This is a genomic window from Ruminococcoides intestinihominis, assembly GCF_040096285.1.
Taxonomy (GTDB): Bacteria; Bacillota; Clostridia; order Oscillospirales; family Acutalibacteraceae; genus Ruminococcoides; species Ruminococcoides intestinihominis.
Genome location: NZ_JBBMEY010000014.1, coordinates 1 through 24,962 on the forward strand (window position 1 = coordinate 1; position 24,962 = coordinate 24,962).

Sequence of the window (24,962 nt, forward strand, 5' to 3'; positions counted from 1 at the left end):
AAATTGTCATTCTTCCAATTTACAAGCGACAGCTCCCTTTACACAAGGGAGCCTTATTTGCTAAAATTTAACACTTTGCATTTAGCCCCACAAACCCTAATTCATCAAATTAATCTTATCGCAAAATCATAATTGAAAAAACAAAAGGAAAAGTAGCAGATAAATTAAAAAATCTGCTACTTTTTTATATTATTTATTATTTTTTACTTAACTCACAATAAAGCTGAAAGATTTAAATTTGTTGAATTTCATTATAAAATAACAAAAATTCAATAACCAAAATTAAGTCTAATCAAAATTGAAGAATTAAAATATTAGTCCTCTAGGCCTAGAGAATCTGCAATTTCCTTAACGATACCTTCAACTGCAATAATTGCGTCATCAACCTTAGTAACATCCTTAGCACCGGCCATAGCCATACTTGGCTTACCACCACCGTTACCACCTGCGATTTGAGCAACCTTACGAACAATATCACCGGCCTTAATACCGTTTGCAACTGCATCTTTACCACAACCACAGATAAATGTTACCTTGTCACCATTGATACTAGCAAGAACAATAACTGTTGTTGGGTCAGTATCTACTGCTCTAGATGACATATCACGAAGTAGGTCAACTGTTGCACCATTGATAGCAACTGAGATAATACGGATACCCTTGTATCTCTTAGCATTCTTAAATACTGCTTCTGTTGCATTCTTAGCAAGTTTCTGATTTAGTTCTTCAATCTTCTTATCCTTTGCTTTCATTTCTTCAGCAATACGGATACTACCCTGTACAAGTTCCTTAGGGTTGTTAATTCTTAGTGCTTCAGTACACTTATTAACAACAAATAGAATGCTGTTTAGGTAATTTAGAACACCCTCACCTGTAACGGCTTCAATTCTTCTAACACCTGAAGCTACTGAGCTTTCAGACTTAATCTTAAATAGACCGATATTAGCAGTATTAGTAACATGAGTACCACCACAGAATTCAATTGAGAAATCACCTGCGTTTACTACTCTAACTCTGTCACCGTACTTTTCACCGAATAGCATCATAGCACCTAGCTTTTTAGCTTCTTCAATGTCCATTTCTTCAGAAACAACATCTAACTGGTCTAGGATTTTTTCGTTAACTAGGTTTTCTACCTTTTCTAGTTCATCATCAGTCATAGCTTCATAATGAGTAAAGTCAAATCTAAAGTAATCATCAGAAACTAACTGACCTGCCTGTTCAACATGAGTACCCAAAACTTCTCTTAATGCTGCTTGTAGTAAGTGAGCTGCTGTATGGTTACGAGTAATGTTCATTCTTCTCTTACTGTCAACCTTAGCAAAAACAGCGTCATCAACTGCAACAACACCTTTTTCTACCTTTACTGTGTGCATAAAGATACCTGATGCATCCTTAGTTGTGTCATTTACAGTAACAACTGTGTTGTCTGCAACTAATACACCGGTATCACCAATCTGACCACCACTTTCAGCATAGAAAGGAGTTCTGTTTAGAATGATAAGACCTTCTTCACCTTCGGTAAGAGCCTTAACTCTCTCACCGTCTTTAACCATAGCAAGAATCTTGCTTTCACAAGAAGTTACCTTATAGCCCTTAAATTCTGTCTTGTCAACATCAGAGAAGTCAATGCTATCTGATAGCCAAGCCTCAGCACCGGCATTCTTGTGGGCATCTCTTGAACGATCCTTCTGTTCCTGTAGAAGTTCCTGGAATCTTTCAATATCAACTGACATTTCATTTTCAGAAACAATTTCCTTAATTAAGTCAATTGGGAAACCGAATGTATCGTTTAGCTTAAATGCATCATCACCGGAAAGAACCTTGCTATCTGCTTTAGCAATAATATCTTCAAGCATCTGCATACCTTGCTTAACTGTCTTGCTGAAAGAATCTTCCTCAGCTTCAATAACCTTAACGATAAAGTCACGCTTATCACGAAGTTCAGGGTAAGCAGTTTCGTTTTCTTTAATAACAGTATCGGCAACTTTATATAGGAATGGGTCTGTGTAACCAAGAATTCTACCATGACGAGCTGCTCTTCTAAGCAGTCTTCTCAGAACATAGCCTCTGCCTTCATTTGATGGCATAACACCATCACCAATCATAAATGTTGTAGAACGAATATGGTCAGTAATAACTCTAAGTGAAATATCTGTCTTAGGGTCTTCGCCGTAGTTAACACCAACAATTGAAGAAATATGCTTCATAATGTTCTGAACAGTATCAACTAGGAATAGGTTATCAACACCTTGCATTACACAAGCAAGTCTTTCAAGACCCATACCTGTATCAATGTTTGGATGGTCAAGTGGAGTGTAGTTATCGTGACCGTCATTATCAAACTGAGTAAATACTAAGTTCCAAACTTCCATAAATCTGTCACATTCGCAACCAACACCACAGTCAGGTTTACCACAACCGTGTTCTTCCCCTCTATCGTAATAGATTTCAGAACAAGGACCACAAGGACCACTACCATGTTCCCAGAAGTTATCAGCCTTGCCTAGTCTAACCATATGGCTAGGGTCAACACCTACTTCTTTAGTCCAAATATCAAATGCTTCATCATCATCTTGATAAACTGAAATATATAGCTTTTCTGCCGGGATTTCAAGAACTTTAGTAAAGAATTCCCATGCCCAAGCAGTAGCTTCTCTCTTAAAGTAATCACCGAATGAGAAGTTACCTAGCATTTCAAAGTAAGTACCGTGACGGTCAGTGATACCTACTTCTTCAATATCAGGAGTACGGATACACTTCTGACAAGTAGTAACTCTTGTCTTAGGAGGTGTAACTTCACCTGTAAAATATTTTTTCATTGGAGCCATACCACTGTTGATTAGTAGTAAGCTTTTGTCATCCTTTGGAATTAGTGGGAATGAAGGAAGTCTTAGACAACCCTTTGATTCCATAAATGATAAGAATTTTTCTCTTAACTCATTAAGACCAGTCCACTGCATTGTTTTCTCTCCTTAATTAATATAAAAAATAATTGTTTATGAAAAATAAAAAACCTGCCCCTAAAATTAGGGGCAGGATAATTCCTGTGGTACCACCCTAGTTGAAGTGCAATAATGCTCTCCCTCTCGGACTCTTTAACGCAGAGATACGCTGTGTTCATCACACAGAGCTAATAGGTTGGCCCTGTAAAAATTCTTTAAGTAGTTTCACCAACCCTACTCTCTCTAAAAAAGAACATTTTACATTCTTCCTACTCACAGCTTTTTCATATTCCTTTAGTATTATAAACCAGCAAAAATGGTTTGTCAAGAACGCTTTTTACGAATTACAGAAGAAGGTGGAATTTCTTTATCTGTAGTCATAATCAGTTCTTCCATTGCATGAGGTGCACTTTCAACTGCAACACCATATTTATTCTTTAGTTCCTTACAAACTGTTGTAAATGGAATACCGGAAGGTGGCAAAACATCAAGTGTATCACCAACAAAGAATTTGTTTCTCTGAGTGATATTTGACACATTACCCTCATTACTTTCACAAACTGCCACTACATCATAATGTCTAATGTAGCCACCGTTTGAAGTAACTTGTCCAGGTTCTTTGCCAAGGTAAAAACCTGTGTTGTATTCTCTATGGCTGATTTTTTCAAGTTCTTCTTTAATCCAAGGCTTTAGAGTGTAGTTTTCTCTTTCTTTCATATAGTCATTTACTGCATGACGATATGCATTAGTAGTAACTGCACAGTAGTAAGCACTCTTTGCTCTACCCTCGATTTTTAGGGAAGAAATTCCACTTTCAATAAGCTCAGGAATATGCTCAATCATACACATATCTCTACTATTATATAGGTATGTGCCACCATCAGCCTCTTCTACAGGGAAGAACTGACCTTCCCTATTTTCTTCATAAAGATGGTACTTCCATCTGCAAGGCTGAGCACAGTCACCACGGTTGGCATCTCTGCCTGTTAGGTAACTGCTGATTAAACATCTACCTGAGAATGAAACACACATTGCACCATGTACAAAACATTCAATCTCAAGTTCCTTAGGAATCTTTGCTCTAATATCAACAATATCGTCAAAAGTCATTTCTCTTGCAAGAACAACCCTACTTGCACCCATATTGTACCAAGCATTTGCAGTATCGCTGTTTACAATACCTGCCTGAGTTGAAATATGTCTTTCAACATTCGGTGCATATTTCTTGGCAAGTTCAAAAACACCTAGGTCTGCAATAATAAAAGCATCAACACCGATTTCATCAGCATAACTAAGGAAATCAGGTAGTACTGCCATTTCGTTATTTCTAGGCAAAGTATTGCAAGTTACATAAAGTTTACTGCCATAAGAATGGGCAAGTTCTACTGCTTTCTTAAGCTCATCATTGTCAAAGTTTTTGGATGCAGTACGCATACCAAACTGTTTACCGGCAAGATAAACTGCATCTGCACCAAACTTTAGTGAATTCTTTATACACTCCATATCTCCTGCAGGAGATAAAATTTCCGGTCTTTTAATTTCAATATTACTCATTATTTGTTACCACTTATAGATAGATTATATTCATGTTCTTCTGCTGTAGAAGCATAGTAAGCCTGACCTGTCTTAGTATCGTGACAGAAGTAGTAGTAGCTTGTGCTATTTGGATAAATAGCAGCCTCAATAGCCTCTGAACTTGGGTTACATATTGGACCACTTGGTAGTCCCTTAATCTTATATGTGTTGTATTTACTGCTATACTTTTTGCCACCCTTAGATGCAGGTACATGCTTTGCATCACGATAAGGATAGTAAATTGTAGAGTCAAGACCCAGCTTTGCATAATCGGATGCATTACCTGAATCAAGTCTGTTGTGAATAACAGAACTTACATTGTACATATCATCCTTATCGGCAGCTTCTGCTTGAATTAGAGATGCTATAGTCATAATCTGGTCAAATGTATAACCTGTATCTTCTGCTCTATCTTCAACAGAAACTTTCTTAGAATAACCGTCAGCCTTGCTTAGAGTATTAACATTCTTTTCAGCAAAGTTACTTAACATTCTACTAACAGTTAGTGAAGGTTCTTCGTTTTCATAGAAAGTATATGTATCAGGATATAGATAACCTTCCAGCTTATAGTATCTACCATTTGACTTAGCCTTGCCCAGAACCTTTAGGAAAGCATAATCATCATCAAACTGATCACTGTTACATAAGCTTAGGAACTCATCCTTATCAGAAAGAACCTTCTTCTTAACTAGTTTATTGGCAATTTCGTTAATGTTCATACCTTCTGTAATCTGTACTTCAACAGACTTAACATTGTCGTATGGACTTTCCAAAGTATTAATAATAGCCTCATAGTCTTGGTTAGTCTTTAGCTTAATAGTACCATGTTCAAGGTACTTATCAACATGTTTCATACTACCATAGAACTTAAAGAACTTCTTGTCCTTGATAACACCTTTATCATATAGCTTATCAATTACATCATCAAAAGTATCTGTCTTTTCAATCTTAACAGTAACCTCATTTGCTTCAGGTCGAGAAATAGCAAGTAGGTCATCTACACCTGTTAGCATATATTTAGAAAGAACCACACCGGCCATAATAACCATTACAAGCCAAATAATTGTAAAGATACGCTTATTCTTCTTAGACTTACGCTTTTCCCTTTTCTTGGCTTCTTTCTGATGTTTCTTGTCAGCTTTCTTCATATCCTTTTCTACTTCAGCTCTGGTTTTGCCACCACTAAAGGAATTAAGCTCTTGACTATCAGTCAGCCTTGGCATAGTTTCTCTATCTACTCTTTGTCTTCTTGGTCTTTCTTCCCTTTTATGATAAGGTCTGTCAAGTTCATCTTCATCAATATGTAGATGGAAAGAAGCTACCTTCTTTTCTCTTTCTTTCTTAAGTCTTAACTCTTCATTTTCAAAATTATTATTACTCATATTGCACCTTCAATCAGATGTTTCTGGTATATTGCTCTGTGATTAAAACATTGATATTTTCATCGGTTTCTTCCACAGGAATATTCATTTTCACTTGCTGATGGTAACACATACCAACAACTTTCCCATTATAATGGGAAATAAATCTATCATAATATCCTCTGCCATAGCCGATTCTCTTGCCATCGGGACTAAAGCCCAAACCCGGCACAACAAGGACACTATTTCTAAAATCAAGTATTCTACTGCATTTTCTAACATCAGGTTCCATAATACCAAATGAACCAACCATAAGGTCATCAAGACCTCTAACATAATAAAAGTCAAGAATATCCCCATTACAACGAGGAAGACCTACTCTCTTGTGGTTAGCCAAAGCAGCATAAATAAGATACCTTGTATCTATTTCATCCTTAGTACCTGCATAACAAAGGACAGTATCAGCCTTGTTATATTCCTCAGTCATAAGGAATCTGCAAGTAATCTCAAGGTCATAATCTTTTTTCTTTTCTCCGGTGATACTCTGTCTTATTTTTTTAAGACTTTTTCTCATTTCATCTTTAGTTAGTTGGGACATTGTAATGAATCAAACACCTTTTTCATAGTTTCTTCGCCTTTAATATTCTTTAGAATTTCAAGACCAAAATAAATACCTGCACCACAGCCTTTGCCTGTAATAATGTTACCACAAGCAGTAACTACTTCACCTGTATATTCGCCACCGTCAAATGAGTCCTCAAAACCCGGGAAACAAGTAGCTTTCTTATCCTTTAAGTAACCCTTATGACCTAAGATTGACGGTGCGGCACAAATAGCACAGATAAGTAACTTCTTATCATAAGCATACTCAACAATTTCTTGTACCTTTTCATTCTTTTCAAGGTTAAGTGTACCAGGCATACCACCCGGAAGAACAACAGCCTCTATATCACTTAGGTTTACTTCTTCTAAAGAAATATCTGTATTAACAGAAATATTATGACTGCCTGTAACAGTTTTTCCTGTAACACCAACAGTTGTTACTTCAACACCACCTCTGCGTAGCATATCTACAGGTGCAAGTGCTTCAATTTCTTCACAGCCATCTGCCATAAAAACATATACCATAATAATCTCCTTTACAAATTGCGAAGTCCGATATAGGCTTCATTTACTTTTGTATTACCCAGAAATTTTACCATTCCATCAGGTACAATTTCTTCATTATCAAATATATTTAATGTTGGTGAATAGTTAAAAACAAATGTATCGGCATCAGACTCTTTTAACATTTCACCAAGCAAAGGAAAAATATCATCTTCCTTAGCAAAAAGTTCCGATACAACACATTTCTTGTATTCATCTTCATCAACAAAGCAATAACCGTCACCACTACAAATTACATAACCACCATAATTCTTAACATTGGCAACAGAATATTTTATATAATCTTGGCTAAACTGCAATGAGTTTCCCTTTAGATAATTTTCTCTCAGCTTACCCATACCGGTTACACTAAGTGACATACAAAACGGACTGTATTCTGCAATATGCATTAGCTTATCCCTAGAAACAGTAGCCTGCTTTCTAAAGCAATTTCTCTCATAACCAAGTGAATAGTAATAACCGTATAGGTGGTCATCAGCAGGATATAAGAAAGAAAATTCTTCACCTAAAGTTTTGGCATCTTCTAAACTAAAATCAATAAGATTTTTCATTATTCCTCTATTTCTATACTTGCTTTCAGTAGCAACACCATAAAGGTAGTGTGCCTTATACTCAAGAAATTTACAAGGAATATGATACAACATAGCAACAGTACGATTACCGTCCTTTGCTACATAAATTCTCATTTTATTTTTGTTGTTTTTCATAAAAGTTTTGAAACCTTTTAGTGTATCGTTAAATGATGCAATCCAAAGTGTTTTCAGTTCTTTTAAGTCAGCCATTGAGCCTTTAGAATATTCAATCATTGTTTAACCTTTGCGTTATATTTCATTAAAATTATATTTGGCTTATAGGACAATTTACTTTTTCTTAAGTCCTCAAGTCCCATATCTTCTTCTCTGTTTATATATTTAAAATCAGTTAGTGTCTTAACAAATTCATTATTAATTACCGGATAACCGTTGTCAATTATAGACTTTTCAAAATGAACATCACAGATACCATCACGAATTTTTGATGCAACTGTCATTGCAACAGCTTTGTTGTCAACATAGATAATGCCACCAAACAAATCAAGTTCATGGAAATGTAAGAAACAATCCTCTATTGCCACATAATCAGCACCATATTCTTCACCATCAATTTCATTTCTGTCAGATGCCCACTTAGCAGCAATTAAAAGTGCATCGGAATAATGCTCTCTGGTTAATGGTTCATAAACATAATCAGGATTTACTCTTTTGAACTGACTGATATGGTTTCTCTTGCCGTGATATTTCTTACCGGAAAGGTTTGCTAAATCTTCTTGCAAATAAATATAATCTGCATCATCCCTATTTTCAGTAAATTCAAATTTATTTGGGAATAATGTTTCCAGCTTTTCCTTAACTTCTTCTGTTAACAAACCAAGTTCAAATTCTGTAGCATTTCTGTCCTCTGCATCTTGCAAAAGTTCTTCTACTGCCCACTTTAAATCTTCTCCACCAAATGGAATTGTGTAACCAATCGGTTTGTCATTTTCAAAATAACATCTAAAAACAAAGTCATTCTTAAACGCTATTCTTGTATCGTAATGTTCACTCCACATATAAGTATTGGCAAATGAACATTCACCATCCATAAAGTTGGTTTTGTCTAAAGCATTTTGATACTTTTCTTTATCTTCAATTTTTGGTTTCCTGAATTCTAACATAAATATCCTTATACTTTTCCTTTTACTTTGGAATATACCTCATTAGAAATTTCTTCAATAGACCTTGGTTCACCGTTAAAAGCACAATCAACAACTTCCCATCCAAGTTTGTCTGCACAATACTTAGCTGAAGAATGACATTTTTCTAAAAAAGAAATATTCTTTTCGTGAATATCCTTTTTATTTTCGTCACCATTGTACCTTTTAGCCATTAGTTTCTGGCTAACTTCTATTGGCATATTTAAGTAAAGCACAAAGTCCGGTGCAGGTATTTCCAACTTAATATGCTCAAAATCATTGAGCCATTCTAAATATTCATCATACTCATTTTCATTTAATTTACTTAACTGATAAATCGGATTCGATGTACTATATCTGTCACAAAGAAAGATTGTGCCATTGTCATAGTCATTTTTCCAATCTTTTAAGAATGAGGCTACCCTATCAACTGCATAAAAAGCTGATGCAGTATATGGATTTACCAAGTTAGGGTCATCCCCAAGTTCACCACTAAGGTACATTTTTACCAGTGCTGAGCTGTCGCTATCATAACAAGGAAAAGTAAGTTTCTTAACATTCTTTCCTTCTGATAATAGCTTTTTATATAAAAGGTCAGTTTGGGTAGCTTTGCCACTACCATCAAGACCTTCAATCACAATAATCTTACCTGCCATACTTCTCTCTCATTTCTTTCATTTTGCCACAACTCATTTTGCCCTCAGGACAAGGACCAAACAGACAAGATGGACCACAATTCTTAAATAATGTTGGGGCAACTTCTAGACATTGTAGTAACATTTGTTCAGCGACTTCTCTAATTTCCCACTGAGCTCTGTTACAACAACGGTGAGCAAAGAAGTTGTGAAGTGAACGAGCATTGAAAGTACAAACAATCTTTGTAGTACAAGCATTTGGAAGTACAAATCTTGCATCTTCGTTTGCTTTCTTAATGAAAGCGTTACACTGTCTTTTGTTTTCTTCTTTAAAAGAATTAATTATTTCATCATTTGTACCGGATAGTTCTTCACCTTTAAATTCTTTAATGTACTTTACAACAAGTGCATCACGAATTTTACTGTAAGCATCACTCTGTAAATCGATTACCTTTTTATATTCTTCATAAGCCTCACGGCAACTCTTGATTTCAGGTGGTGTTACAAATTCAAAAGAAGTACCGTCAACATATCTCTGGGACTGCTGACTGTATGAAGCGATTCTATGTCGTACCAACTGATGAGAACAGGCTCTTGAGATACCCTCAATACCGAAAGTAAATGATACATGTTCTGTTGGACTGCCATGACCTAAATCGCTAAGCATATTTAAGAAAGAAGTAGTTTTTTCCTCTGTTAAACCATCTCTCAAATCTTCAATACCGGATGGTGAATAACAAAGCTTTGCAGCCATAGCCACAACTTGCTCAGGGTTTGGTGTGTGGGTTAACAAAGTTACTTTTACTGACATTTTCCTACTCCTTAATACTATCTATAATTCCAGTATGACATTATGACATACTAATAGTTATACTATACTATAAATTACACATTATTATAACACAGTTCATTCTTTATGTAAAGACTTGTAACATACTAGAAAAGCCCTGAAAAACATATTAAATTTATTATTTTTCATCAAAATATTCTTGTTAAAAATATAACAAAATATTTGTAACTAATTACAAATTCCCATATTTATTTTTGTATATAATCATTATTTATTTTTTTGCAATATATGGTAGAATATAATTAAGATAAGTAAATAAAGAGGTGATAGGACAAATTGATTAAAAAATTAGAATATAATAAACATTAAAAAACATATTTAGGAGGTATTGTTATGAAAAAATTATTGTCAATTTTATTATCAGCACTTATCCTTTCTACTGCATTTGTAATAGTACCAAGTACTTTTGCAACATCTAATAAAACAACTTACAAAGCTAGTAGTACTATTTATGGCAACCCTTATAGTACTGTATATAGAAAAGGAAACAAGATTTTATCTAAAGTAGGAAACAAGGAAGTCACACTTGTCAATATCAGTAGTGAAATATACGCTGATTTTTATGTAAAAGGTAAGACTGTTTTTTATACTACTGTCGAAAGCAAAAATCTTTATTGCGTTTCAACAAACGGTAAAAACAAAAAGAAAATTGCAAACAACATTGGTAATTTAATTAGTGGTTATAACAATTACACTATTGCACAAAAAGGCAAAGTTATAAACAAAATAGATGCTCACGGTAAGATAAATAAAGTCACTACTTTACCAACTAATGTTAGCTATGTTTCAGCATTGTTGGGTGACAAACTATATTGTAGTTATAAAAGTCAAAACAAATATTATATCTTTAATCTAAAGACCAACAAGTCAACAACTTTGCAAGGTAAAAATCTTGTTAGTGGTATGACAAATGCTTATTACATTAATAACAACAATCTAAACAACATTGACATTAACGGCAAAGTGAAAACTATTTCAAAGAATATTTACAAAGTTTATAATTGTAACAATGGTGCTACTGTTGTATTTTCAAAGAAAGATAAATCTGGTAATGAAATATTCTACAGAAAAACTGCTAACAAAAAAGCAAATAAACTTTGCACAACAACTGATATTGAGAAAAAACTAAAATCAGTTATCAAAAAGCCTTTTGACAGTAAAAATATTCTTAATAATGTTCAAGATGTTGTTATAACAAAGAGTAATGTTTGCTTTGTTGTTTCACACAACCAATATGAAGATATTACACATATGCTACTAAAAATCAACATAAATGGTGGTAAGTTAAGTATTCTTGATAAGAATAACGGTAAACGAATTTCTGCAATTAACTTTGCTAATAGTACTGTTGCTTATGGAGTTGAAAATATTGAGGACTTCCCAATAACATATAAAATTGCAAATGTAAAATAACACCCTTAATTAATTTATAGTTTGCATTTATACAAATTATTAAGTAGTACAAAACCTGCTTTCGTTATGAGAGCAGGTTTTTTCTTTTAGAGAATATTAAGTTGTTGTTTATATAGACTTAAAATTATTCCAACATTTTCTTTAGATACTGACCGGTATAGCTTTCCTTAACTTTGGCTACTTGTTCCGGAGTACCTGTAGCAACAAGAGTACCACCTCTATCGCCACCCTCAGGACCTAGGTCAATAATATGGTCAGCAGTTTTGATTAAATCAAGGTTATGCTCAATAACCACAACTGTGTTACCTGTATCAACTAACTTTTGAAGTACCTCAATAAGTCTGTGAACATCGGCAATGTGCAAACCTGTTGTTGGTTCATCAAGGATATAAATTGTCTTGCCGGTACTTCTCTTGGAAAGTTCGGTTGCAAGTTTAACTCTCTGTGCCTCACCACCTGAAAGTGTTGTTGAGGACTGACCAATCTTAATATATCCCAAACCTACGTCATAAAGAGTTTGTAGCTTTCGAGCAATCTTAGGAATGTTTTGGAAGAACTCACAACCTTCTTCTACTGTCATTTCAAGTACATCATAAATTGACTTACCTTTATACTTAACTTCAAGAGTTTCTCTGTTATATCTTTTACCTTTACAAACATCACAAGGTACATAAACATCAGGTAAAAAGTGCATTTCAATCTTGTTAATACCGTCACCTTGACAAGCCTCACATCTGCCACCTTTTACATTAAAGCTAAATCTACCGGGACCATAGCCACGCATTTTGGCATCATTTGTATTGGCATAAAGTGAACGAATATCACCGAATACACCTGTATATGTTGCAGGGTTACTTCTTGGTGTTCTGCCAATTGGACTTTGGTCAATTTGGATAACCTTATCTAGGTTTTCAATACCCTCAATTTTTTTATGCTTACCGGCTTTACACTTTGCTCTGTTAAGTTCTTTTGCTAATTTCTTATAAAGAATTTCATTGACTAGTGAACTTTTACCACTACCGGAAACACCGGTAACACAAACAAACTCTCCTAGTGGAATTTTTACATTGATATTTTTTAAATTATTTTGCTGAGCACCGATAACTTTTAGGAACTTGCCGTTACCCTTTCTTCTTTCAGTTGGCACAGGAATTGTTCTTTTCCCTGATAGGTACTGACCTGTTATGGACTTTTCGTTTGCCATAATTTCTTCACAAGTACCTTGTGCTACAATTTCACCACCATGAATACCAGCTCCGGGACCTACATCAACAATGTAGTCAGATGCTCTCATTGTGTCCTCATCATGTTCAACAACAAGTACAGTATTACCGTTATCTCTAAGTGCTTTTAGAGTATCAAGCAGTTTGTCATTATCTCTCTGATGAAGTCCGATTGACGGTTCATCAAGAATATACACAACGCCCATTAGTGATGAACCGATTTGTGTTGCAAGTCTGATTCTCTGACTTTCACCACCTGAAAGAGTACCTGTACTTCTAGATAGTGTTAAATATTCAAGACCTACTGAATTTAAGAATGACAGTCTGGAATTGATTTCCTTTAGGATAGACTTACCGATAAATTTCTCTCTATCTGTAAGTTGTAAATTCTTTAAGAATTCCACAGCCTCAACTACCGACATATCACAAAAATCTGAAATATTCTTGCCACCAACCGTAACAGCTAAACTTTCTTTTCTTAGTCTTTTACCGTCACATTCATCACAATGGTGTTCAGACATATATCCTTGGATTTCTTCCTTAATCCAATTTGAATTGGTTTCTCTATATCTTCTTTCAAGATTCCCTATGATACCCTCAAAATCGGTTTCGTAACTTTCAAAACCTTTTCTCTGAGAAAATCTATGAATTTTGAACTTCTCACCTTTAGTACCGTAAAGTAAAATATCAACAATTTCCTTCGGTAAATCTTCAATAGGTGTATCAAGAGAAAAGCCATAATGGTCAGCAAGACCAACCATATATGCCTCGGCAATAGTATTGCCTTCTAATGCCCAACCACTGCCCTTTAGACCACCTTGTCTGATTGACTTACTAGGGTCAGGGATAATTAGGTCAGGGTCAATTTTCATAAATACACCGATACCTGTACACTTAGGACAAGCACCAAATGGGTTATTAAAAGAAAACATTCTTGGTGTAATTTCTTCTACAGAAATACCATGCTCGGGACAAGCATAGTTTTGGCTATATGTGATTTCTTCACCACCAACTATGGCTACAACTGCAATACCCTTTGCAAGTTTCATTGTTGTTTCTAAAGAGTCGGTAAGTCTGCCTCTGATAGAATCTTTTACCACCAGTCTGTCTACAACAATTTCTATATTATGTTTTTTATTTTTTTCTAATAAAATTTCTTCTGATAGGTCATAAATGTTACCATCAACTCTAACTCTTGAGAAACCACTTTTTCTGGCTTGTTCAAGAACTTTTTGGTGCATACCCTTCTTTCCTCTAACAACCGGTGCCAGAATTTGGAACTTTGTACCTTCTCCTATTTCCATTACAGAATCAACAATTTGGTCAATAGTTTGTTGCTCAATTTTCTTGCCACATACAGGACAATGAGGTACACCTATTCTTGCATAAAGTAGTCGCAAGTAATCGTAAATTTCAGTAACAGTACCAACTGTTGACCTAGGGTTCTTGGAAGTTGTTTTTTGGTCAATAGAAATTGATGGTGAAAGTCCCTCAATAGATTGTACATCAGGCTTTTCCATTTGACCGATAAACATTCTTGCATATGAAGAAAGTGACTCCATATATCTTCTTTGACCCTCAGCATAAATAGTATCAAAAGCAAGTGAACTTTTGCCACTACCCGATAAACCTGTAATAACTACAAGTTTATCCCTAGGGATAGTAACATCAATATTCTTTAAATTATGTTCATTTGCACCTTTTACTACAATTTTATCAAGACTCATAATTCTCCTACCCACATAAAAACAGATAGAGGCAGACTAAGAAAGGTCTGCCTCAAATTTATTAATTTTCTTCAACAGAATTATTTTCTTCTGTTTCTTCCATTGGCATAACGAATGTGCCGTCCATTACAGCAGCAAAGTCTTCGCCATTCATCTTTTCATACTTAATTAGGTACTGAGCAACCTGATGTAGCTTGTCAATATGCGTCTTAAGAATATTAACAGTCTTATCATAAGCATCAGTAATAATTGTATGAATTTCATCATCAATAGCAGCAGCAGTCTTTTCGGAATAATCCTTAACCTGACCCATATCTCTACCGATGAATACTTCTTGGTTACCACTACCATATAGGATTGGGCCTAGCTTATCACTCATACCAAACTTAGTAACCATCTTCTTAGCAGTATTTGTAGCCTTTTCAATATCGTTACTTGCACCTGTAGAAATATCACCCATAATAAGAGCCTCAGCAACTCTACCACCTAGGCAAACAATAATATCTTCAAGCATTTCTTGTTTACTGTTGTATGACTTATCTTCTGAAGGTAATGGCATTGTGTAACCACCTGCCATACCTCTTGGAATAATTGAAATTTCATGAACAGGATCCTGTGTTTCACATTCATGGAATGCAATAGCATGACCTGCTTCATGGTAAGCAGTAAGTTTCTTTTCTTTATCGGACATAACCTTGGACTTCTTCTCTGCACCAACAACAACCTTCATTGTAGCGTCTTGAATCTGTTCCATTGTAATTGCCTTTAGATTCTTTCTTGCTGCTAAAAGTGCTGCTTCATTAAGTAGGTTAGCAAGGTCAGCACCTGTAAAACCGGCAGTAGTCTTGGCAATATCTCTTAGGTTAACATCAGGAGCAAGTGGTTTTTGTCTTGCGTGAACCTTTAGGATAGCTTCTCTACCTGCAACATCAGGGTAAGAAACAACAACCTGTCTGTCAAATCTACCGGGACGCATTAGAGCCGGATCAAGAACATCAGGACGGTTAGTAGCTGCAATTAGGATAACACCTTCGTTTGCACCGAAACCATCCATTTCAACAAGCAACTGGTTAAGTGTTTGTTCTCTTTCATCATGGCCACCACCAAGGCCCGTGCCTCTCTGACGACCTACTGCATCAATTTCATCAATGAAAATAATACAAGGTGAATTTTTCTTAGCAGTCTGGAACAAATCTCTAACTCTTGATGCACCAACACCAACGAACATTTCAACAAAATCTGAACCTGAAATTGAGAAGAATGGTACACCGGCTTCACCTGAAACAGCCTTTGCAAGTAAAGTTTTACCTGTACCCGGAGGGCCTACAAGTAGCACACCCTTAGGAATTCTGGCACCTAAAGCCTGGAACTTGGCAGGGTTCTTTAGGAATTCAACAACTTCTTCAAGTTCTTCTTTTTCTTCATCAGCACCGGCAACATCATCAAATGTTGTTTTGCGCTTTTCATCATTTTCGTTCTTAAACTTGGCTTTACCGAACTGCATTTCTTTGCCGCCCATTCCGCCCATTTTACGGAATACAAGTACCCAAACGAAAATAAGTATAACCATAATAATAATTGTTGGAAGAATATTATATAGTAAAGAGTTATCGGCAGCTCTCTGAATATCATATTCCATAGGTTTATCCTTATGGTTGTTGTTGTAATCAGTAATGTACTGGTCAACCTTGTCAATAAATAGTTGAGTTGATGCTAACTTATAGGTCATTGTACTTTTGTTATCAACCTTATCAATCAGCCTCATTTCGATTTCACCTGTACCGTCATTTACGGTGAAACTCTCAACATTTTGTTTCTGGAACTGATAAACAACATCACTATATGTGCAGTTTGATGTACTTCTGTTACTAAACATAAAGAACATTACAAGTAACACCAAAACCGGAATAGCAATGTAAATCAGTTTTTTCAGATTATCTTTCTTCATATGATTCTCCTTGCTCTTTATTCCTCAGTATCTGAATATACAGATTCCTTAAGAACACCTATGTATGGAAGGTTTCTGTAATATTCGGCATAGTCAAGACCAAAGCCAACAACAAAAAGGTCATCAATTTCTTGACCGGAATATTTAACCGGTACTTCCTTTTTTCTGCGACTAGGCTTGTTTAGAAGTGTGGCAATCTCAACAGATGCACAGTTCTTTGCCTTAAAATACTGTAACATAAATGACAATGTGTTGCCACTGTCAATAATATCTTCAACAATTAGGATATCCATATTTTCAGCAGGTGTGGACATATCCTTTACGATATTTACTCTACCACTGCTTTCTGTACCTGAGCCATATGATGACACAGCCATAAAGTCAATTACACAAGGAATAGTAATATACTTCATAAGTTCAGCCATAAAGCAGATACTACCCTTTAGTAGGCAAAGCAAAACCAGGTTCTTGCCCTTATAGTCTTTGCTGATTTGAGTACCAATATCCTTGGCAATAGCAGTAATTTGTTCCGGAGTTAATAAAACTTCTTTAATATCATTTTCCATAGTGAACCTCAATTTTGTGTAATTATTATCTTTACACATTCTTTCATATTATTTTTCACAACAGCTTTTTCAGAAACTGCTATGCCCTCTATCCAATGAACTTGGTTTCCATCAGCTAAAACAAGAAGGCTATCTCGCTTTTCTTCAGGAATTTTCAGTTCGTTCATCAGTTTCTTTAGACTTTTTGTAATCTTTCTTTTTGCAAGAAAAATTGTGTCACCTGCAAGTCGGTTACGAAGTCGAAGACTTGGGGTAATTATATCACTACTAATATAATTCTTACTAGCGAATTTGTCAAATTTTCCGTTAATTTTCACATTCTCAAAGGAAATAACTTTGTCATTATATACAATTGGCTTTTCTATGTTTATTTTTGCTGAATAAAATTCATTATCATTTGTCTTTGCTATTCTAAAAAGTCCTTGTTTGTTAATGGCAGATAAATTTTTCTTTAAATTTATTTTACCCCCATTTTCTATAATAGTCAAAGTTTCTTCTATATGTTTCCTAGAATATGTAAAATTATTCTGTCTAAACAAAATTGCAATTACTTCTTTCAACACAACAATATTGGCATCTTTAAGCTTATTGGTTAAGTAGCCTTCCCCACTTTGAGCTATCTTTAAAAGCAGCTGACCACTTTTCTCAATATATTCTGCAATTTCACTTAATGTACTGTTCATTTGCAAAACAGTATTTTCAACAGATGGATTAATTTCTTTTAGCACAGGGATTACATTGTGACGAATTTTATTCCTTGTATATTCATCAGTAAGGTTCGTACTGTCTGTCACATATTTTAAACCGTAGCCCTTACAATATTCTTCAATTTTCTCCCTTGAAGTATTGATAAGTGGTCTGATAATATAATCCCTAACTTTTGGAATACCGGAAAGTCCTTTTAATGAAGCACCTCTGGTCATATTATAAATTGTTGTTTCTAAATTATCATCGGAATTGTGAGCAGTTGCAATTTTAGCATTGTATTTTTCTGCTAAAAAATTAAAAAATTCATATCTGCAATTTCTGCCACATTCCTCGTGACTAATCTTTAGTTCATTTGATAACTTATCAACATCAACTTCTTTTACAAAAAGCTCAATGTTGTTTTGTCTACAAAGTTCCTTGCAAAACTCCATATCGCTATTTGACTCTTCACCACGCAAATGGTGGTTAAGATGACAAGCCATAACCTTAAAATTATACTTGTCCTTTAACAAAACAAGATTATGGAGTAAACAAACCGAATCTGCTCCACCTGAAAGTGCAACAATTACAGTATCTCCATAATCGACCATATTATATTGATTTATTGTTAATTCAATTAAATTATTCATAGTTATGTTCTAATGAAGAGAAACGCATAAACTCACCTTGCCAATGAAGTTTAACTGCACTTGTTTCACCATGACGGTTCTTAGCAACTAAACATTCTGCTGAATTAAGGTCTACTTGAGCGTTTGCAGCATCTTCTCCCTTATCTGCATAGTAACCTTCTCTGTATAGGAAAAGAACAATATCGGCATCCTGTTCGATAGAACCGGAATCTCTAAGGTCAGAAAGCATAGGCTTATGGTCAGGTCTTTGTTCACTTGCACGAGATAGCTGAGAAAGACAAATTACCGGAACATTAAGATCCTTTGCCATAATCTTTAGGTTTCTTGTAATTTCTGAAATTTCTTGAACTCTGTTGTTAGTAGCTTTTGCTGAACTCATAAGTTGCAAGTAGTCGATAATTACAAGGTCAACACCTCTAAGTCTTCTTAACTTAGCTTTCATTTCCGGAACAGTAATGCCTGAAGTTTCATCAAGATAAATTTCTGTTTTACCAAGAACATCACTGGCAGAAATAATTCTCTGCCACTCTTCATCATTAAGTTTACCTGTTCTAAGTTTAACACCACCAACAAGTGCTTCAACAGAAAGTAAACGAGATGCCAGTTGTTCCTTTGTCATTTCCAAAGAGAAGAAGGCAACTTTCTTCTTACTTTGAACTGCAACACTTCTTGCTATATTAAGAGCAAAAGAAGTTTTACCCATACCGGGTCTGGCTGCAAGAAGAATCAAGTCAGAACGGTTAAGACCTGTGATAACTCTGTCTAGGTCAGAAATACCTGTAGAAATAGCCTTGTAATTTTCATCCTCTTTACTTAGCTTTTCAAGTCTGTCAAATGTTTGATAGATAACTCTGTCAATTCTTTCAAGACCATCTACTGTTTTACCTTGACGAATATCAAAAATCTTCTGTTCGGCAGCATCAATCAGTTTATCCGGTTCAACAGTACCGGAACTTGCTGTTTCTATAATATCTCTTGACGCTTCAATTAGCTGTCTTAAATTAAATTTGTCCCTTACCAGCTTTGCATATTCAACTGCATTTGTAATTGACGGACAACTGTTTGCCAAATCAAACAAATAGGTTTTGCCGGTAGCTTCATCAAAATCCTTCTCAGACTTTAAAGCCTCCAAAAGTGTAACAGAGTCAAGTGGTCTGGACTCTGCAAACATTTCGGTCATCTTACCGTATATAACCTTATGGGTTTGAATATAGAAATAATCAGGATTAGGAATAATCTCGATTATACTATCAAGGCAACTGGGTTCCATTACAAGTGCACCTAGGACTGCTTGTTCAGCCTCAGGTGAATATGGCAAATTCATACTGTCATAAGGACCTATTGTACCTATTTCAGCCATAATAACCTCTTATGCTTCTGTTACCTGTACTTTAATATTTGCAACAATACCGTTATATAGCTTTACTGTAGCATTGTATGTACCAAAAGCCTTAATATCTGTATCAAGAGTAACCTTTCTCTTATCTACAGAAATTGCATACTGTTTCTTAATTTCCTGAGCAATTTCCTTTGATGTAACAGAACCGAATAGTCTGCCGTTAGAACCGGCTTTTGCAGTCATTTTGAAGACCTGACCCTCTAGCTTGTTCTTACTTGCAGTTGCCTGTTTAATCTGAGTATCAATCTTAAACTGCTTACTGCTTTCAGCATTCTTTAGTTCATTCATAGCCTTGTTATCAGCTTCGGCAGCTAGATTTCTTGGGAAAAGAAAATTACGAGCATAACCGTCAGATGTTTCTACTAGCTCACCTTTTTTACCTAAATTTCTAACATCTTGTTTTAAAACTACTTTCATTTTAAAATTCCTTTCTTCCTAAGTTCTTTGATTTTTGCAATTAACATATTTTCTGCTATTTCTTGATTTTCAACCTCCAGCTGACAAGCTGCCATTGTTAAATGACCTCCACCACCCAGAGCCTCCATAACTACCTGTACATTCAGTTTACCATAACTTCGTGCAGAGATACCTACGGTTTTACTATCTATTCTAAATATTACAAATGATGAATTTACACCTTCAAAGCTAAGTAGTTCATCTGCTGCTTGAGCAGCAACTACTCTAACATTTTGTACACCATCCTTTGCGTGAGAAATTGCAATAGTATCAATAACTTTTGCATTACAAACAATCTCAGACTTTGTTCTGTAGGCCTCAATATCACCTGAGAAAAGTCGCTTAACATTAATAGTATTAGCACCTTTCTGCTTTAGATAAGCTGCTGCCTCAAAGGTTCTTACACCTGTTTTAATAACAAAGTTCTTTGTATCAAGCATAATACCGGCAAGTAATGCTCCGGCTTCAAAACCACTTAAATAATCGTCACCGATATATGAAATAATTTCAGAAACCATTTCACAAGCTGAAGAAGCAAGTGGTTCATGGAAAAAGATTAGTGCGTTATTGATAAAGTTAACCATTTTTCTATGGTGGTCAATTACAATAACCTTTTTACACTTTTTATAAATTTCTTTACTTTCAATAAATGTACTGATGTGAGTATCTAAGATAATTAACAAAGTACCGTTATTTATTTTCTTAAGTCCCTCATCAGGTGTAATGAAAGCATTTTCAAGGCCATTTTCTTTTGCTGAGTCAATAAGTTGCCTTGCATTACTTGTTCTTTCGTTACAAACTATATAAGCCGTTTTGTTAAGTGACTTTGTGATTGTGCTATACATACCGATTGATGCACCTACACAGTCAAGGTCACTGTAATTATGTCCCATTAAGATTACATTGTCAGCTTTTAGGATAGTGTTCTTAATATTACCGGCAAAGGTTCTTGTACGAACTTTGCTACGCTTTTCAACACCGGCAGAAACACCACCATAAAACTCATATTCATCATTAATAGAAACTGCTACCTGGTCACCACCTCTGCCAAGTGCCATTTCAAGTGCTTTCTTAGCAGCCATATCACTTTCTCTGATACTGTCTTTACCTCTACCTATACCGATAGAAACTGTAGCACTTTTACCTTCAAGTTTAATATCTCTGATTGTATCAAGGATTTTAAACTTACCCTCAGTAATTTCTTTAATAGCTGACTCTTCAAAGATTAGCATATATCTTGTTGGTGAAATTTTGGTGTACATAGCGTTGTTCTCACTTGCCCACTTCTGAACAGTTCGTTCAACTGCCAAAAGAATTTCACCTTCAGTTTCACCATCTGAGTCAGTATCAAAGTCATCTGCATTATCAAATAGCACAAATGCTACTGAGGCTTTTTTGTTGTAAAAATCATTTTCAATATTTCTATAATATGTATCGTCAATATAGTAAAGTACAGTAGTTTCCTTAGATAAATTACCAAACACTCTGTAATATTTATCATTAATATGAAGTTTAATGGGTTTTTTAGAGATAAAGTCCCTTAATCTTCTTGTACCAATATATGTATCTATCTTATAGCCTATTGGGTCTTTGCCCTTTGACAATACATTTGTAAAACTACTGTTAGTCCAGATAATATCATTATGAGGACCAACAATCACTATAGGAAAATCAAAATTTTCCAAATATACTTTATCTACATCAGCAGTTCTTTCAACTGCACCCTTTATCAGTCCTCTAACATATCTTCTGAATTTTAAATTCATTATGAGGACAAAGGCTAAACTAGCCAAGGAAACAACAAATTCAACTATAAATAGATAAACATTATATCTAATTGAGATAAAAGACATTAAGCACATTAACACTGCAAAAATCAAGAACATAGGTGTTAATGACCATTTTTTTCTGTTCAATTTACTGCCTCCTTTCGGCTAAAAATTCAATCAAAAATTTTAATATAAATTATACTTCCATTAAGATTGGTAAAATCATAGGGCTTCGGCCTGTTTTGTTAAAGATAACCTTTGAAACATCATCTTTAATTCTATTCTTAATAACGCCCCACTCGTGAATGTTATTGTCACAACAATCATCAAGTACATATAAAGCAGTTGACTTAATATCTTTCATTAGGTCTTCACTTTCTCTTACATATACAAAACCTCTTGAAACAATATCAGGACCGGAAATAACATGACCGTCATATACATCAAGGGATGCAACAATAATAATCAAACCATCCTGAGCAAGGTGCTTTCTGTCTCTTAATACGATACTACCAACATCACCAACACCAAAGCCATCAACAAATACCTTACCTGCCGGTACTTTTGGTAGTTCTTTCATAAAGTTTTCGTTAAGTTCAAGCTGAGTACCAATGTCAGCTATAAAGGTATTCTTCTTGTCAATACCAAGAGAAACTGCAATATCCTGACTTTTTCTTAAATGCTTTTGTTCACCATGTACCGGAATGTAGTACTTTGGCTTTACAAGACTTGTAATAATCTTATGTTCTTCAGCACAAGCATGACCTGAAACATGAACTTCATACATTGACTCATAAACAACTCTACAACCTTTTTTGAGAAGTTCATCAACAACATTACCCACTGACTTTTCATTACCGGGAATTGGGTTAGCTGAAATAATAATAAAGTCACCTGTACCAACAGTAATCTTTCTGTGGTCAGAGAATGCCATTCTTGTTAGAGCTGACATTGGTTCACCCTGTGAACCTGTTGTTACAAGAACAATCTCTTGTGGTGTATATTGTGGAATTTGGTCAATATCTATAATAATATTTTCCGGAATATCAATATAGCCAAGTTCATTAGCTACTTTCATATAGTTAATCATTGACCTACCGGAAAAAGCAACTTTCCTGCCAAATTTCTTAGCACAATTAATAATCTGCTGTACTCTGTTAACATTACTTGCAAATGTTGCAATAATGATTCTTTCTTTTTCTGCCTTTTGGAAAAGGTTTTTAAAGCTATCATAAACAGTATGTTCTGTTGGTGTATAACCCTCTCTTGATGCATTTGTTGAGTCTGACATTAAAGCCAAGACACCCTCACCACCAAGTCTTGCAAATCTGTTAAGGTCAATCATACCACCTGAAATTGGTGTACAGTCAATCTTAAAGTCACCTGTATGAACAATAGTACCTGCAGGTGTATGAAGAGCAATTGCTACTGCGTCAGGGATTGAGTGGTTAACATGGATAAACTCAGCAGTCATCTTACCTAGTTTAACTTTATCACCGGCTTGAACTGTAATAAGTTCTGTGCTTTGTAATAGAGAATGTTCCTTAAGTTTATTCTCTACAAGACCTAAAGTTAAAGGTGTACCGTAGATTGGTGCTGACATTTCTGTTAGTAGATATGGTAAACCACCGATATGGTCCTCATGACCATGAGTCAGTAAAATAGCCTTTACCCTATCTTTGTTCTGAATTAGATAAGTAAAGTCAGGTATTACAAGGTCAACACCTAACATTTCACCATCAGGGAAAGCCATACCACAATCAAGTACAATAATTTCATCTTCACATTCAAACAGTGTAATATTCTTACCGATTTCGTTAAGACCACCTAGGAATGAAATCTTAATTGATGGCTTTGTCTTTTGAATAGGCTTGTTATACTTTTTGCCGTTAACATTAATTCGGTTACTGTTTCTTTTACTATTACTGTTAAAGTACTTCTTACCGTTACCCCTGTTGTTTCTGCTACTGTTCTTGCCATTGTTGTTACGATTCTTATACTGATTTTTGTTATGGTAATTGTTTCTTCTGTTATTACCATTATTTCTCTTGGCATTATTTTCTGAATTCACTTACTGTCCTCCGTTTTTCTTTATAATCTTTATATTAAAAAATATATGTATTAATGTGATGACACTCTAATAATTCCGTACAGATGTATCAATTCACTATCAACCTAAATTAAAAAATACCGATGAGTTAGTATTAAGTAACTAATGATACTACTCCACAATATAGTTATATTATATAATACTATTATTTATATTTAAAGTCAAGACCACTACACCCTGACAAAACTATTTTACCAAGTAATGGATAAAAGTAGTATTGGCTTAATTTCTATAAATATAAGTTGTTGATATTTTTTATTTAATATGATACCATACAAAATATAGAAAAGAGGTAGCTATGAAGAAAGTAGAAATTTTTACAGACGGTGCTTGTTCCGGTAATCCCGGTCCCGGTGGATATGGAGCAATACTAAGGTACAACGGTCACGAAAAAGAAATAAGTGGTGGTGAAAAAGAAACCACAAACAACAGAATGGAACTACTTGCAGTTATTGAATCACTAAAGTTACTAAAAGAACCTTGTGAGGTTATGCTTTATTCCGACTCACAATATGTTTGCAATGCCTTTAACCTTGGTTGGATAAAAAAGTGGCATGCAAATAACTGGATGAGAAACAAGAAAGAATCAGTTAAAAACCCTGACCTATGGAAAGAACTATATGCACTTTGCGAAAAACACAAGGTAACATACAATTGGGTAAAAGGTCATGCCGGTCATCCTGAAAATGAAAGATGTGACACTTTAGCAGTTAATTTTTATCAGCAATACCTATAATTAAAATTAATATTACAGAGGAAAAGAGGTTATC

General features: G+C 34.9%; 19 protein-coding genes and 1 other annotated feature. Of the genes, 2 read left to right on the forward strand and 17 right to left on the reverse strand.

Going from position 1 to position 24,962, the window contains the following annotated elements:
* Positions 1-314: 314 nt before the first annotated feature.
* The 9 genes from alaS to thyX form a co-directional block, all read right to left on the reverse strand.
* On the reverse strand, positions 315-2,963 hold the full coding sequence (alaS, locus tag WMO18_RS05105) for an alanine--tRNA ligase (RefSeq protein ID WP_211148157.1): 2,649 nt from the start codon (positions 2,961-2,963) through the stop codon (positions 315-317).
* Positions 2,964-3,028: 65 nt separating this feature from the next.
* Positions 3,029-3,231: a binding site (T-box leader), on the reverse strand.
* Positions 3,232-3,269: 38 nt separating this feature from the next.
* A complete protein-coding gene (locus tag WMO18_RS05110; protein ID WP_022505482.1) occupies positions 3,270-4,499 on the reverse strand; it encodes a peptidase U32 family protein in 1,230 nt (409 codons plus the stop codon).
* A complete protein-coding gene (gene mltG / locus WMO18_RS05115; RefSeq protein ID WP_211148156.1) occupies positions 4,499-5,902 on the reverse strand; it encodes an endolytic transglycosylase MltG in 1,404 nt (467 codons plus the stop codon). The genes WMO18_RS05110 and mltG overlap by 1 nt, the downstream gene beginning before the upstream one ends.
* 13 nt (positions 5,903-5,915) lie before the next feature.
* The gene (locus tag WMO18_RS05120) at positions 5,916-6,479 is read right to left on the reverse strand and encodes a 5-formyltetrahydrofolate cyclo-ligase (RefSeq protein ID WP_022505484.1); all 564 of its coding nucleotides are present in this window, start codon (positions 6,477-6,479) and stop codon (positions 5,916-5,918) included.
* Positions 6,467-7,009 (reverse strand): DJ-1 family glyoxalase III, encoded by a 543-nt coding sequence (locus WMO18_RS05125; protein ID WP_211148155.1) that lies wholly within the window; start codon positions 7,007-7,009, stop codon positions 6,467-6,469. The genes WMO18_RS05120 and WMO18_RS05125 overlap by 13 nt, the downstream gene beginning before the upstream one ends.
* Before the next feature lie 11 nt (positions 7,010-7,020).
* The gene (locus WMO18_RS05130; protein WP_211148154.1) at positions 7,021-7,854 is read right to left on the reverse strand and encodes a GNAT family N-acetyltransferase; all 834 of its coding nucleotides are present in this window, start codon (positions 7,852-7,854) and stop codon (positions 7,021-7,023) included.
* Complete coding sequence (locus WMO18_RS05135; RefSeq protein WP_211148153.1) at positions 7,851-8,741, reverse strand: DUF2156 domain-containing protein; 891 nt, start codon at positions 8,739-8,741, stop codon at positions 7,851-7,853. Before WMO18_RS05135 ends, WMO18_RS05130 begins: the two co-directional genes overlap by 4 nt.
* Before the next feature lie 8 nt (positions 8,742-8,749).
* Positions 8,750-9,415 (reverse strand): dTMP kinase, encoded by a 666-nt coding sequence (locus WMO18_RS05140; RefSeq protein WP_022505487.1) that lies wholly within the window; start codon positions 9,413-9,415, stop codon positions 8,750-8,752.
* Complete coding sequence (thyX, locus tag WMO18_RS05145) at positions 9,405-10,205, reverse strand: FAD-dependent thymidylate synthase (RefSeq protein ID WP_211148152.1); 801 nt, start codon at positions 10,203-10,205, stop codon at positions 9,405-9,407. Before thyX ends, WMO18_RS05140 begins: the two co-directional genes overlap by 11 nt.
* Positions 10,206-10,577: 372 nt before the next feature.
* Here thyX and WMO18_RS05150 point away from each other — a divergent pair, with 372 nt between their 5' ends.
* The gene (locus WMO18_RS05150) at positions 10,578-11,657 is read left to right on the forward strand and encodes a hypothetical protein (RefSeq protein ID WP_329978894.1); all 1,080 of its coding nucleotides are present in this window, start codon (positions 10,578-10,580) and stop codon (positions 11,655-11,657) included.
* Positions 11,658-11,781: 124 nt separating this feature from the next.
* On the opposite strand, the gene uvrA is transcribed toward WMO18_RS05150, so the two are convergent.
* The 8 genes from uvrA to WMO18_RS05190 all read right to left on the reverse strand — a co-directional run bounded on the left by uvrA (position 11,782) and on the right by WMO18_RS05190 (position 24,153).
* Complete coding sequence (gene uvrA / locus WMO18_RS05155; protein ID WP_211147575.1) at positions 11,782-14,607, reverse strand: excinuclease ABC subunit UvrA; 2,826 nt, start codon at positions 14,605-14,607, stop codon at positions 11,782-11,784.
* A gap of 61 nt (positions 14,608-14,668) precedes the next feature.
* Positions 14,669-16,555 (reverse strand): ATP-dependent zinc metalloprotease FtsH, encoded by a 1,887-nt coding sequence (gene ftsH, locus WMO18_RS05160; protein WP_211147574.1) that lies wholly within the window; start codon positions 16,553-16,555, stop codon positions 14,669-14,671.
* 17 nt (positions 16,556-16,572) lie between these two features.
* Positions 16,573-17,121, reverse strand: a complete 549-nt coding sequence (hpt, locus tag WMO18_RS05165) for a hypoxanthine phosphoribosyltransferase (RefSeq protein ID WP_211147573.1) — start codon at positions 17,119-17,121, stop codon at positions 16,573-16,575.
* A gap of 8 nt (positions 17,122-17,129) precedes the next feature.
* Complete coding sequence (tilS, locus tag WMO18_RS05170) at positions 17,130-18,458, reverse strand: tRNA lysidine(34) synthetase TilS (protein ID WP_211147572.1); 1,329 nt, start codon at positions 18,456-18,458, stop codon at positions 17,130-17,132.
* Entirely contained in the window at positions 18,451-19,818 is a 1,368-nt protein-coding gene (dnaB, locus tag WMO18_RS05175; protein ID WP_211147571.1) for a replicative DNA helicase, read from the reverse strand. The genes tilS and dnaB overlap by 8 nt, the downstream gene beginning before the upstream one ends.
* A 9-nt stretch (positions 19,819-19,827) precedes the next feature.
* The gene (rplI, locus tag WMO18_RS05180) at positions 19,828-20,274 is read right to left on the reverse strand and encodes a 50S ribosomal protein L9 (protein ID WP_022504773.1); all 447 of its coding nucleotides are present in this window, start codon (positions 20,272-20,274) and stop codon (positions 19,828-19,830) included.
* The gene (locus tag WMO18_RS05185) at positions 20,271-22,229 is read right to left on the reverse strand and encodes a DHH family phosphoesterase (protein ID WP_211147570.1); all 1,959 of its coding nucleotides are present in this window, start codon (positions 22,227-22,229) and stop codon (positions 20,271-20,273) included. Before WMO18_RS05185 ends, rplI begins: the two co-directional genes overlap by 4 nt.
* Positions 22,230-22,278: 49 nt before the next feature.
* Positions 22,279-24,153, reverse strand: a complete 1,875-nt coding sequence (locus WMO18_RS05190) for a ribonuclease J (RefSeq protein WP_211147569.1) — start codon at positions 24,151-24,153, stop codon at positions 22,279-22,281.
* Between the two features lie 337 nt (positions 24,154-24,490).
* Here WMO18_RS05190 and rnhA point away from each other — a divergent pair, with 337 nt between their 5' ends.
* Positions 24,491-24,928, forward strand: a complete 438-nt coding sequence (gene rnhA / locus WMO18_RS05195; protein ID WP_022504776.1) for a ribonuclease HI — start codon at positions 24,491-24,493, stop codon at positions 24,926-24,928.
* Positions 24,929-24,962 lie beyond the last annotated feature (34 nt).